Raw genomic sequence first — 12,519 nt, 5'->3', positions numbered from 1 at the left:
AATATGAAGAATAGAATACTTTACTTTTTATTGACCGCTTACACCAGCTTTGTTTTTGGTGGGTGCGATATCGCTTATAAATACGATATAGAAAGTGGTACGGATGATTATACGTCGGATAAAGCGGATGCAAATATCGATACAGACAGCTCAATAGATGTCAGTATGTATGCTCAAGCACGTATTTTCCCGGGATTGGTGGATACGACGCGGGAAGAACATGTGGATGCGACAATTACATTGGATCTTACCAAGCGTTATGTAGATGCATCAACTTTGGGAATGCAATGGGTTCCTGCAGCTGTTTACAGTACCGGGTTATATGCTGGTGCAGGTGAGTTGATTACCATCCAATTGGATGAAGACGTAATGGGACTTTCCGTACAGATAGGAAGCCATACGGATGACTTGACCACTGTGAATTCTTTTTTGCGTGAGCCTGTAGTGTATACTACTAAAGCTTTATTTCCCGGAATAAATACTGTCCGTAATCCTTTGGGAGGGACTATTTGGATTTTGAAAAATGGAAAAGCGGAAGGGAGTAAGGATTTTACTTTAAAAATCAGTGGTGCCTACAGCTCGCCGGACTATGTACAGGGAGAGACAAACCAGGATATTTCATCATGGATGGAAAAGGTGAAAACTACTACTGTACCTTGGATGGAGATAAGAGGAGAACGTGTGATTTTCACACTGCCTACTGCACGTGTTGCAGATGAGATACGTTCCAATGAACAGTTTGCTTCGAATTTGGAGGAAGTGTTGCAGACATGGGATGTGGCAATAGCAGAATATTTCTATAAATTCAATGGCTTTGAATTTGGAAAGGAAGATTTGAAATATCGTGCTCCGGATTATTCGGAACGAGTGGTGTTTGATGTACAGTTAGAGGACAATCTTTATATGCGTAATGGCAAGCAGACTATTATGGCTGTTAATTCCGACCGTATCATGCAGGAACTGACTGATCTGGAAACCTTAAAAACCGCAAATTCGATTTCCATATTTACCATGCTACAGGAACGCTATTCTACTTATAGTTTTCGAAATCCGTGGTCTTGGTCGCAGCATTTGACAACTGCTGCCGCTCATTTACCTCTTTATCGGGTAGGAGAAAAGACGATGATCACGGAGGGGACTCCCATGGGAACAATTTTCTCTGATGAAGATGTGAAAGAACAATTCCCTTTGGCTTTGTCGTATGCGACAGCCGATAGTTCAAAATGGTTTGGCTATGATGGTGATAAATACAAAAGTTTTGCTTTGCTGTCCCTTGTGCAGTTGGGATATTATGATAAGGAAAATCCTTGGCAAATATTGTCGAAACTGAATGCTTACGGTCGGACCAACGGGGTAACTAATAATGAGAATGGAGAATTTGTATTTAAGTACTTGTGTGATTATTATCGTAAAGATTTTACTCCTTTCTTCGAACATTGGGGCTTTTCGGTAAGTGATAGTTATCGGGTGTATGCGGCTCAATATGATAAATTAGATAAAAAAATATGGGAATACGACCCTTTCCAACCGAATAAGGAATTGCCTGATTATGAGGCTGACGGTTATTGTTATAGAACTGACCGCCGTAATTGGGAGGCTCAGGCATACGATAAGTCTTACAGACAAAACATTTATCCGGGTAATACGGATGGAGAGTTGACTTATGGACCTGCACGTATGTTTGATGGAAAAAAGAATACGGTATGGCAGTCTGATTACTCAGATGAGGGCAATATTCCGGAACTGCCTTATTATATTGTTATTGATATGAAAGAGAAAAGCTCCATTGATGGATTTTATATAGCAAACGGACATGGGGGATTTCGGATACAACACCTGATTGTGCAGACTACGGACCATTCGGATATTAATATTTCCGATTCTAATGTAGAATGGAAAGATTTGGTTGATTTGAAGGAAGGTACTGATGATTTTAAAGCAGCATGGCGTAATGAACGTTTTTTTGAGTTTCCGGATGGAACCCAGTCTGTTCGTTATTTGCGCCTGGTGATTCCGGATGTCAGCTACGTGAATGAACAAGAAAAAAATCAGGCTTTAGGGAGAAGACAGGCATTGTCGGAATTTGGTACATTCTATTACAAATGAAACTATTTAAATTGCAATTATGAAACGTTCGATAGATAAATTAATTTTTGCCATATTGGTGGCTGTCTGCTTTTGCTTGCAGGCATGTACTGAATATGAAACTCCCGCCGAAATCGCTGTAGATAAAGAAGAAGCGGCTATTTCATCATCTGATATCCAAAGGAAAGTACTATGGATAAACATTGACGGAGCTGTGGGTAAGGAGGTAGAGAGCCTTGTAAAAGGATCTTTATCTCAAGGAGCCATAGCTGGGATGTTGACAAAGAGCAAGTATTCGTGGATGGGATTTAGTGAATCTCGCAAATTGGAAAACGAAATAGAGGAAGATCCTGTGACGTGGGCAACTATGTTGACAGGAGTAATTCCTGAAAAACACCATATTGTAGATAATTCATATATGGCGGAATTTGACGTAGATCCGGCCAATCCGAATGAAAAGGTAGTTTATTATCCTACTATCTTGCAATATATTACGACGTATGATAATAAAATGGAAACGCTGTGTGTCACTCCTTGGGAGAAGTTGAATACCGGATTACTTAATTATGCCAATAAAACTCATACCACATCTGGTGATGAAGAAACAAGAGAAGTTGTCTTGAATAGTCTGAAGGAAGGTGATTATACATTGACTTTGCTAAGTTTCTCCGGTATGTTGGAAGCAGGTAAGCAAGGAGGCTTTGTTGCATCAAATACCGCTTATGTGGCTGCATTAGGAAAGATTGACGGATATATTGGTGAATTTCTGGATGTCATTGAAAGTCGCAAAAATATATATTATGAAGATTGGTTGGTTGTGGTCACTTCCAATCATGGTGGAGATGCGGAAGGACATTATGGAAATGTAGAGGAAACTACCCGTAATACACTGGGAATATTTTATTATTCTCATTATGAGCCGTTAGAGATGAAAGGAGAATCTATGTATGGGGCTTTGTTTAGTCCGGAGATTCAGGCGGTGGCCTATGATACGCTTGCAAAGTATTATGGACTGGGCGAAGATAAAGAATTCTCGTTAGAGTTCGTGATGCGTAATACCCCTCGTAAGGATGGTTCTTATGGAGGAAATAACTGGGATCGCATTATAGGTAAAAACGGCTGGGGTATTTATAGACAGAGAGAGACAGCTAGTGCCAGACTTGAAGGAGGTGATGGAGACAAATCGACGGAAGAAGCGGTAGCAGCGTTCAATGATGCTTTATGGCATACTTATGTGTTAAGTATTGGCAAAATGAATAATGGAACCCGTAAGTTCAGGGTTGCATACGACGGTTTGGTAGTTTTGGACAAGTCTATAATGACGATTGGTCAAAAGAAAGACACGACTTTGCTTACAATAGGTGGAAGTGGTATGCCTACATCTTATTATGTGTCTGAAATAAGAATGTGGAATTCTGTATTGGATGATGCCACGTTGGCGGCTAATGCTAACCGGTTGAATATTTCGGAAAGTGATGCTGATTATAAAAACCTGACTAGTTATTGGAAGTTCAATCCGGACAGAATATCCAATGATACGATTATTCAGAATAATATTCAGGGGATGTTGGACTTGAATTTTATAAGAAAGGTAGATGGTAAAAACAGTATACTTCCTGATGAGAATAAAAGGGATCGAATTTCGTTATTGTCACTCCCAAATACTTTATCTGGAAAAATAAAGAGTGGAAATATTATGATGGAAAACACTTTGGTCGTTCCACAGATATTATATTGGTTGAAAATTACAGTAGATTCGAAAATTGATGGTTTTACATTCCTCAACAATTATAGTGCTTCAGAAGAGTGGAGGGAGAAAGAGTTGGAAGTAAGTAAGTGAAGAGGGATAATATAGTGTTTCCTTAGTTATTCAGTAACCCTTCACCTTCTGCCTATATCCCTTTGTTCATGGGAGAAAGCGGGTGAAGGGCTGCCCTTTCACCCGTTTCTTCACTCGAGTTATTCGAATAATTTTGCCGGGTTAATGCTTAAGAACTGTTCGGCTTTCATTCCTCCTTCTCCGACCACGAAAGTTGCATAAGGATGATACAAATTCCGCACTGCTTCAAGTCCTGCATTGTACGTTTCACTGTTGCTTTTAACTTCTATCGCTACAATCCGGTTTTTCTTTTTCAGTATATAGTCTACTTCTTTATCCTTTTCTCTCCAGTAAAACACTTCATAATTGCCGGTGAATGCATTAGACACAATATGGGCGCCAATGGCGGATTCAAAAATACGTCCCCATTCTTTCCTGTTGAGAATGGCTTCTTTGAAAGTTAAATCGTTGTATACGGTTTTTAATGCATTGTTATATACCTGGAATTTAGGGGCACTTGCCCTTTGGCGTGATTTATCCATTGCGAACTTTTGTAGTCCGGTCAGTAATCCGCTGTCTCCCAGTAAGTTTAAATATCCAGCCAGTGTTGTTGTGTTTCCGGCGTCTTGCAATGCTCCTACCATTTTGGTCAAGGACACGATTTCACCGGAATAGGCAGTCCCCAATTCGAAAGTCTGCCGTAGCAGTGCCGGTTTACTGATGGGAGAGTCATATAAAATATCTTTATTGATTGTGGCGTCTATGATTGCTCCGTTAATATATTGCGCCCATCGCTCTTCATCCTCAATCAAGAAAACTGCACCAGGATATCCGCCAAAATAGAGATATTGTTCCAGGCTTATTCCGAACGCATCCCGCATTTCCGGATATGACCAATGGGTCATTCTGATTTCTTCGAAGCGTCCCATCATGGAATCGGATAGCCCTTTCTCTAACAATACACGTGAAGAGCCGAGCAGAACAACTTTCATGTTGATATCATTGAATGTATCTGCATCCCATTCTTTTTTTACAACTTCGCTCCAATTCTTTATTTTCTGAACCTCATCGATTATCAGAATGAACTCAGGTAGATTTTCGACCCGCATCTGTACTCTTGCCGTATTCCAACAATCTGAAATCCAAGATGTCTGTGTGGCGGGAATGCTGTCTGCCGAATAGATTTGATAAGGTATGTTCAGGTCATTGACTACCTGTTTGATAACTGTCGTTTTTCCCACCTGGCGAGGTCCTAGCACTACTTGTAGAAAATGCCGGGACTCTTTCAGTCTTTCTGTAATGATTTGATATTGTGCTCTTTTATACATACTTTTGAATTTTACTCAATGGCTAGCGTAATTTTACTCAATGCATTGATTAATTTTACTCAATAGATAACGCAAATATACATAATCAGTTGCTCATTATCTACCTTAACATTATTTTTTATCCTTGTATTTTATATCTACGGAAACCCGGTAGTTACCTGGAACGGGAGTGTAGATAGGTTGATGGGTAGTCCCTTTGTTTTGGAGTTTCTTTTCCGCAATCAGTCTTTTGATATGCCGATATGCCGTAATCTGTGTCATTCCGCAGAGATATTGGAAGTCTTTCCGGGTGATAATCTGATTCTCGGCAAAGTATTTCGTTAATTCCATGTCTATCTCAGTGTTGGACAGTTCGGTGGAGTGCGGTTTGTACTTTGAACGCTTGAAGTGCATGTCGGAAAGTTCCGCTTTCAACTCCTTGTCCGCCTTGAATTTGATAGCTTTTAATTTGACTTTGTGCACTCGTTTTGCCTTAGGATCTCGTATTTCTTCTTCACAGCTAAGAGTGACTTGCAGATATCCCAATCCGTCGATATGCACTTTCTTTCCTTCCTTGAGACATTGAGCCACTTCGTATTTCAATTCTTCCAGTGTAGCTATAACGTCCGACGGACTTAATGAACAGCGTTCGTGGATCCGGTAAACCAAATTTTCCGTATCTACTGTTTCATAACTGATGGGACGTGCGTGATACCTCACCTTATTCTTTTTCTCCTTCGGCATAGGAGTCTTATATAGTTCAAATTGTACTGCCATACTACTTTCTTCTTTCTTTAGATGTTTATAGATTATCTTCCCTATATTTCTCGATTTTCTTCCGGATATTTATTACTTATCATTATTGTGATAAGTACTTATCATAATAATGATACTTAATTATCATGGATGTGATAAGATGTTATCATTACTGTGATAAAATGAAAATGTCCGCATCAAAGGTAAGACTTAATTAGGAGATAAACAAGGAATAACCGGATAAAGTACGAAGTTCATTTATATGAAAATGAGTGGATTAAAAAGTTGCAAATCCCATTGTTCAGGTATTATATTCGCAACCGTTAAAACTAAAAACGGAAATTTTATGGAAGAGAAAAGTGTATTATTGGTATGGTGGCGGAAAATTGTAAATCACTTTTGTAAAAGTGAAGTAGAAAAGCGAATAGAGGAAACAGAACTGGCTCCTAAAACGAAGAAGTTGACAGAAAGCGTGGAATGTTTCTTGAAATCCCGTTATGATTTTCGCTATAATATTCTGACGGAAGAAACGGAATTCCGTTCGATGGAGCAGGTGGAAGAAGGATTTCTGCCAATCAATCAACGTGTGTTGAATACGTTATGTCTGGAAGCTCATGAGTCGGGGATTCCTTGTTGGGACCGTGATCTGTCACGTTGCATTTATTCCACTCGTATTGCGGAGTATCATCCTTTCAGACTCTATTTGGATGAATTGCCTACGTGGGATGGCATAGACCGATTAGCTGATTTGGCACGGCGGGTTTCTACCGATTCGGCTTGGGTGAAAGAGTTTCATATCTGGATGTTGGGAATGACTGCGCAATGGATGGGAATCATGGGAGAACATGCCAATAGTGTGGCTCCTTTGCTTGTCAGTACGGAGCAGGGGTATCTGAAATCTACTTTTTGTAAGTCCCTACTTCCTGCTGTGCTTCAGCGATATTATATGGATAAGGTGGATTTGACAAGTGAAGGGCGTGTGGAGCGAAGATTGGCGGAGATGGGACTTCTCAATCTTGATGAATTTGATAAATATCCTCCGACAAAGATGCCGTTGTTAAAAAACTTGATGCAGATGGCTTCATTGAGTTTATGCAAAGCATATCAGAAAAACTATCGTTCATTACCGAGAATCGCTTCTTTTATCGGAACATCCAACCGGAAGGAGCTGTTGACAGATCCGACGGGTAGCAGGAGGTTTATTTGTGTGATGGTGGAACGTCCTATCGATTGTAATGGGATTGAGCATAAGCAGATTTATGCGCAGTTGAAAGCGGAAATCTTGTCTGGCGAACGTTATTGGTTTACAAAGGAGGAGGAACAGGTATTGCAGAGGAATAATCTGTCTTTTTACCGTCAAGGTCCGGTAGAGGATGTATTGCGTTCTTGCTATCGTTCTGTAGAAAAAGGGGAGGAGGGTGAACTTCGTTCAGCAGCCGAGATCTTTCAATGTTTGAAAAAGAAGAATCCGTCAGCGATGCGTGGGGCGAATCCGGCAAGTCTGGCGCAAATTCTGGTAGCGGTGGGGATAGAACGGAAACATACAAAGTTTGGGAATGTATATCGGGTGGTACAAATTGGGTAAAAGAGAACTGGCTTGGGTGACGGCTTGAGTGAAGGAAGCCCCCTTCACCCGCTTTAGCCCATGGATAAGGCTCTGTAGCGAAAAGGTGAAGGGCCCATAAAAATTACTTGGGATGTGAGGGCTTCACTCGAAAATAATATTTATCTTTGAATGTTATCTACCATTGAAGCTTATTTGAGCGGAAAGAAAGAACTTTTCAAAGGACTTGCCATTGAGAAGTTGGAACAGGAATGGGAAGAACATCCTATCCTGCATCTGGATTTGAATACGGAGAACTACAAAAAACCGGATAGCTTGCGAAGACGGCTGGACAGTACTCTTATCGATTGGGCTTTCCAAATAAGGAAGTTGAGAATGGTTTTATTAAGTATCTGTTATAGCAATGGCCGTAGCGATGTTGTGCTGCAAACCAAAGATTATATCTATGTGATGGAACTGAAACTGGATGGTAGTGCTGACGAGGCTTTACGCCAGATAGAGGAAAAAGGGTATGCTTTGCCTTTCGTCAAAGATTCTCGTAAGTTATATAAGGTAGGTGTGAACTTTTCTTCTGAGACACGTGGCATTGAGGAATGGAAAATCGTGGAGCCATCCATATATCAAGTTTAAAATAAAAATAAAGCCCGATAGTAGCCGTAAGATTGCTATCGGACTTTTAATTCCAAAGCATCTGTTTGGGAGTTGTTGTTTTATTAAGATATATGAGGATAGGGGAATATATTATTGATTGAATGAATCATTTTTGAACCTCTTTGAATGATTATTGAGGCTTTATTCATTGTTATTGCTAGGATTTGGAGTTTTTTGATTGATTAGAGTACCTGTTTTTCTTCTATTTTTAAGAACTTTGTCCCAGTGAATTATTTCGATGATTGGTGATAGTTGTGATTTTTTAAATTATAAATAAAATAGAATAGACATGAATTGCACAAGAATGAAAATTAGCTTTAGAAAGAGTGTTTTGAACGTACTCATTTGGGGAGTAATGATGCTATTTGCTTATCCGCTTTCAGCACAAACAAATGGAAAGCCCGGCAAAGGATTGTATGAACTGTTTAGTACCAAAATACCGGATGGTGCGCAGTGGGAAAAACCGGATAATAGATATGTACGCGACGGAGGATACTCGAAGAAGTCAGAAAACTATATATATTTGGATGACTCGAAGAGTCCGGCCAAACTGACGGGATTATCTATTCCTATCCGGGAGAATCCGGGTCCGGGCGAGTATCGTTATATCACTTTTGCCTGGATTAAGTGGGGAGGTGACCAAATAGGTATGCAGTTTCATGTATCAGATAAATCAGTTAATCAGAAGGGGAAAAAATATGACTTTACATATATAGCAGGAAAGTCAAAGGATGTGATTAATCCTTTGAAAGGACTTAGTGTGGGGGAAGTTCCAGGACATTGGATGGTAATGACACGTGACCTTTGGAAAGATTTCGGTAATATCACATTGACAGGAATTTCTTTTATCTGCCCTGAAAGACGTGATGCTGGTTTTGATGAAATATTTTTGGCTAAATCACAAGAGGATATAAAAAATGCTCCCAAGGTTCTGCCTAGTGAAATAGCAACTCCGGTTCCTGTAAATGAGGATGAAGAACAGTTGGTATATGAAGAAGCGGCTACAGACAAGAATGAACAGCCGGAAGGAGTACAGATAGACTGGGCTGCACAAATCAAGGCGGGTGGTTCAATGATGTATCCACTGTATTTGCTGGGATTAATCGCTTTGGTCATTGCGATACAACGATTGATAACTTCTCGTGAAGGTCGCCTGGCTCCGAAACCCCTTCGTGAGAGTGTGAATGAATGTCTGGTTAAGGGTGACCTGAAAGGGGCTTTGGCAGCATGTGACAAATATCCCTCTACATTGGCTAATTCTTTACGTTTCATTCTTGAACATATAAAGGCTGGAAGAGAAGCTGTCAGTCAGACAGCCGGAGACATGGCTGCTCGTGATATTCGTACTCATCTCGCACGTATCTATCCACTTTCGGTCATTGCTTCGCTTGCTCCGCTGATCGGTCTTTTGGGTACGGTTGTCGGTATGATTGAAGCATTCGGGTTGGTAGCATTATATGGAGATGAAGGCGGGGCTTCCATTTTGTCCGATTCAATCTCAAAAGCTCTGATTACAACTGCCGCCGGTTTGATCATCGCCGCTCCTGCCATTGCTTTGTATTTTATCATTAAAAACCGTATTATGAGAATGGCTTCTTTGGTAGAGGTGGAAGTAGAAAATGTAATAACTACTCTTTATCTGGAGGAAGATAACTCAAAGGGGACAGACGTATCTAAATAAGAGAAGTACAGCCATGAGATTAAATTATGATGATGAAGATAAGGTAGAGGTGCAGATGTCTCCTTTGATAGACTGTGTCTTTCTGCTATTGATCTTCTTCCTCGTGACTACCATGATGAAGAAATGGGAAATGCAAATCCCATTGTCGCTTCCTTCGATGACGTCCAGCCTTTCTACTACACGTGCGGGAGAAGAGGCTGTTATCATTGCGGTAGATGAGGATAAGAATGTGTATCAGGTAGTGGGGCACGATGCTTATTCGGGAGAGAGCCACTATATACCGATTTCGGACTTACATGCTTTTCTGACTGAACTTCGTAATAGTGAGGGGACGGAAATTGCGATTGATGTGGCAGCTTACCGGACTGTTCCGGTGAGTACGGTGATAGAGATATTCGATCAATGTCAAATACAAGGGTTCACGCGTACACGTGTCCGCTTGGGAAGTAAACCATATTTAGGCCTATGAGACTATCGTTGTTTAATAATGAAGATGAACCGGAAGTGTCTATGTCGCCTTTGATCGACTGTGTGTTTCTGCTATTGATCTTTTTCCTTGTATCGACAATGACAAAGGTGAAAAACAGGGATATTCCGGTGGATTTACCTACTTCGGAGTCTGCGGTTAAATTGAAACCGGATGACAAACAGGCTATTGTGGGACTGGATGCTGAAGGTAACTTTTATTGGGACGGACAACCTTGTTCAACCAATTTTATGATGGAACAATTGCGGGAGACTTGTATCTCTGATCCGGGCCGGCGTATCCGCATCGATATGGATAAGCATACTCCGTTCGGCCGTTTTGTGGAAGTGATGGATGCTTGTCAGTTTTATAATTTAACGAATATAGGAATACGGACTTATGACGAAAACTACAACAGGGAGTAGCCGTCTGACGGTTATCCTGTCATGGATTATTGCACTGGCCTGTTTCGTGGGAGGAGCTTTGTTTATATGGATGATGCCGTCGCCGGATCAGGGAGCTATTGATTTGCAGGCGAAAAAACAAAAGTCTCCGAAAAGCGTCAGTGAAAAAATAAAGAAGGAGCAGTCGCAAAGGGTGCTTCCTGCCAACTATTCCGAGCAACTGGTTAAACAGTCGGAAGTGTTGGTTAAAAAGAATTTGGAGGATCAGCTTCGTAAGTTTCAGGAAATGGCCAAGAAGATGAGGGAACGGAAAGATGAGTTGTTGACTAAGGTGGAAACACGCCAGTTGCCGCGTTCAGCTCCTGCCGATGCTAATGATACATCAAAAGCAAGAAATATACCGCAAGCTGGTAATCCTCCGGCGAATGCATCTGTAGAGGATATGTATGCTCTTTTGCGTGAATATGAAGCTGAAATACAACAGAATCATTTGGCGACTAATGCTGCCAAACAAGCTCTTTCGAGAGGACTTTCATTTCCTGAAGTGTATAATTCATTAAAGGCGGGTGCTTCCCGTATGCCAAGTTTTGACGAATTGATTCGGATGCAGGCAAAGGGTGGAGAATGGGGGACTTCGGATGGCAGTAATGCCAGTGCCGGTTTGAGTATAAAAAGTACGGCTGATTTGAATAACTATCGTGGATTGTTGGGACAAGCGACACGGCAGGCCGGACTTGCTCAATCACGTCTGGAAAATCTTTTCGGAGTAGTGAAGCAGGTAGGAAAACCTGGTGGAGGTGCCGGTGAAGGTAATGGTCAGCCTGGTGGAAGCGAAGGCGGAGGCAATGGAGATGGAAGCGGTAATGGTGGCATGGGTGAAGCAGCCCAGGGGAATGGGAACAAGCGACCGATGAATCATTATGCAGGCTCACGTTTGAATCAGGCAATGGTGAAAGCACAAGCTTTACCCGGACGTCGTTTTTCTAAGAATGCAGAACGCAAAGGGTGGTTGTATATCAACACCTGGTATATGATTGGTCCATGGGATAGTTATGGACGGGAAGATTTTTCGATTGTGCATCCACCTGAAATTTCTGTGGATTTTGATGCTGTATATACGGATGGACAGGTGGGTATGGGAATTATGGAAACGGATTCCGACCCGATTAAAGTAATTGGAGAAGAGGTGCATTTGGATGGAACATTGCGTTGGAAATTTATGCAAAGTGAGTCTATGCACAATACGGTGCCCGTTACTACCGGAAATTCAACCTATTATGCTTATACGGAGCTTTATTTTGATGAGGCTACTACGATGTTGGTAGCTATCGGTACGGATGATAGCGGACGGGTATGGATTAATGGTAAAGATGTGTGGCGTGATTATGGTACCAGTTGGTATAATATTGACGAGCATATTGCTCCTTTTGAATTCAGGCAAGGATGGAATCGTGTTCTGGTTCGATTGGAAAATGGGGGTGGAGGAGCTTGTGGATTTAGCTTCTTGATTATTCCGCAGGATTGAATAGAAAATATATCAACAGTTTGGTTCTTGTAGTGTCGGGAAAGAAAAAGAATACTAACTAACCCTCTCTATGAATGCTAATCCTGTCGGTACTATAAAAGGTGCTGGCAGGATTTTATTAAATGATGGGATAATAATCATTCAAAAGCGGTCTTCATATAACATTGAATGATATTTGTACTGTTTTGGTTGATTTGAAGACCTTTGTTTTTCGATAATGTTCCATCTTTGCAATTGTAATCATAAAGTATAATATAGAGA

9 protein-coding genes and 2 pseudogenes are annotated in these 12,519 nt (G+C 41.0%); 9 read left to right on the top strand and 2 right to left on the bottom strand.

The window, feature by feature from the left end:
• Positions 1–3: 3 nt before the first annotated feature.
• Positions 4–2,106, top strand: coding sequence for a M60 family peptidase N-terminal accessory domain-containing protein (locus ACNOGP_RS17745; RefSeq protein ID WP_418213368.1), 2,103 nt, complete (start codon positions 4–6; stop codon positions 2,104–2,106).
• A gap of 19 nt (positions 2,107–2,125) precedes the next feature.
• Entirely contained in the window at positions 2,126–3,925 is a 1,800-nt protein-coding gene (locus tag ACNOGP_RS17740) for an alkaline phosphatase family protein (protein WP_195532374.1), read from the top strand.
• Between the two features lie 119 nt (positions 3,926–4,044).
• Here ACNOGP_RS17740 and ACNOGP_RS17735 read toward each other — a convergent pair whose 3' ends face one another.
• Positions 4,045–5,232: an ATP-binding protein gene (locus tag ACNOGP_RS17735; RefSeq protein ID WP_270539204.1), complete on the bottom strand. Its 1,188-nt coding sequence runs from the start codon at positions 5,230–5,232 to the stop codon at positions 4,045–4,047.
• A 111-nt stretch (positions 5,233–5,343) separates the two neighbouring features.
• A complete protein-coding gene (locus ACNOGP_RS17730) occupies positions 5,344–5,988 on the bottom strand; it encodes an HU family DNA-binding protein (protein ID WP_186967889.1) in 645 nt (214 codons plus the stop codon).
• Positions 5,989–6,313: 325 nt separating this feature from the next.
• Between ACNOGP_RS17730 and ACNOGP_RS17725 the strand changes: the two genes are divergently transcribed.
• The 7 genes and pseudogenes from ACNOGP_RS17725 (at position 6,314) to ACNOGP_RS17695 (ending at position 12,258) form a co-directional block, all read left to right on the top strand.
• The gene (locus ACNOGP_RS17725) at positions 6,314–7,552 is read left to right on the top strand and encodes a DUF3874 domain-containing protein (protein ID WP_418213367.1); all 1,239 of its coding nucleotides are present in this window, start codon (positions 6,314–6,316) and stop codon (positions 7,550–7,552) included.
• 150 nt (positions 7,553–7,702) lie between these two features.
• Positions 7,703–7,885: pseudogene (locus tag ACNOGP_RS17720) on the top strand (AAA family ATPase); the annotation flags it as partial.
• Positions 7,886–7,930: 45 nt separating this feature from the next.
• A pseudogene (locus ACNOGP_RS17715) lies at positions 7,931–8,161 on the top strand (PD-(D/E)XK nuclease domain-containing protein); the annotation flags it as partial.
• 310 nt (positions 8,162–8,471) lie between these two features.
• A complete protein-coding gene (locus ACNOGP_RS17710; RefSeq protein WP_418213366.1) occupies positions 8,472–9,863 on the top strand; it encodes a MotA/TolQ/ExbB proton channel family protein in 1,392 nt (463 codons plus the stop codon).
• A 13-nt stretch (positions 9,864–9,876) separates the two neighbouring features.
• Complete coding sequence (locus tag ACNOGP_RS17705; RefSeq protein ID WP_049703056.1) at positions 9,877–10,332, top strand: ExbD/TolR family protein; 456 nt, start codon at positions 9,877–9,879, stop codon at positions 10,330–10,332.
• On the top strand, positions 10,329–10,754 hold the full coding sequence (locus tag ACNOGP_RS17700) for an ExbD/TolR family protein (protein ID WP_049703055.1): 426 nt from the start codon (positions 10,329–10,331) through the stop codon (positions 10,752–10,754). Before ACNOGP_RS17705 ends, ACNOGP_RS17700 begins: the two co-directional genes overlap by 4 nt.
• Positions 10,729–12,258 (top strand): OmpH family outer membrane protein, encoded by a 1,530-nt coding sequence (locus tag ACNOGP_RS17695; RefSeq protein WP_418213365.1) that lies wholly within the window; start codon positions 10,729–10,731, stop codon positions 12,256–12,258. Before ACNOGP_RS17700 ends, ACNOGP_RS17695 begins: the two co-directional genes overlap by 26 nt.
• Positions 12,259–12,519 lie beyond the last annotated feature (261 nt).

Origin of the sequence: Bacteroides difficilis (genome assembly GCF_048319815.1) — a bacterium.
GTDB lineage: Bacteria > Bacteroidota > Bacteroidia > Bacteroidales > Bacteroidaceae > Bacteroides > Bacteroides zhangwenhongii.
This window is presented reverse-complemented; position numbering and strand designations above follow the sequence as displayed.

Excerpts from the sequence above, each read along its gene's own strand:
- ACNOGP_RS17725 (WP_418213367.1), top strand. The coding sequence starts at position 6,314 with ATGGAAGAGAAAAGTGTATTATTGGTATGGTGGCGGAAAATTGTAAAT.
- ACNOGP_RS17710 (WP_418213366.1), top strand. The coding sequence starts at position 8,472 with ATGAATTGCACAAGAATGAAAATTAGCTTTAGAAAGAGTGTTTTGAAC.
- ACNOGP_RS17740 (WP_195532374.1), top strand. The coding sequence starts at position 2,126 with ATGAAACGTTCGATAGATAAATTAATTTTTGCCATATTGGTGGCTGTC.
- ACNOGP_RS17730 (WP_186967889.1), bottom strand. The coding sequence starts at position 5,988 with ATGGCAGTACAATTTGAACTATATAAGACTCCTATGCCGAAGGAGAAA.
- ACNOGP_RS17705 (WP_049703056.1), top strand. The coding sequence starts at position 9,877 with ATGAGATTAAATTATGATGATGAAGATAAGGTAGAGGTGCAGATGTCT.
- ACNOGP_RS17700 (WP_049703055.1), top strand. The coding sequence starts at position 10,329 with ATGAGACTATCGTTGTTTAATAATGAAGATGAACCGGAAGTGTCTATG.
- ACNOGP_RS17735 (WP_270539204.1), bottom strand. The coding sequence starts at position 5,232 with ATGTATAAAAGAGCACAATATCAAATCATTACAGAAAGACTGAAAGAG.
- ACNOGP_RS17745 (WP_418213368.1), top strand. The coding sequence starts at position 4 with ATGAAGAATAGAATACTTTACTTTTTATTGACCGCTTACACCAGCTTT.
- ACNOGP_RS17695 (WP_418213365.1), top strand. The coding sequence starts at position 10,729 with ATGACGAAAACTACAACAGGGAGTAGCCGTCTGACGGTTATCCTGTCA.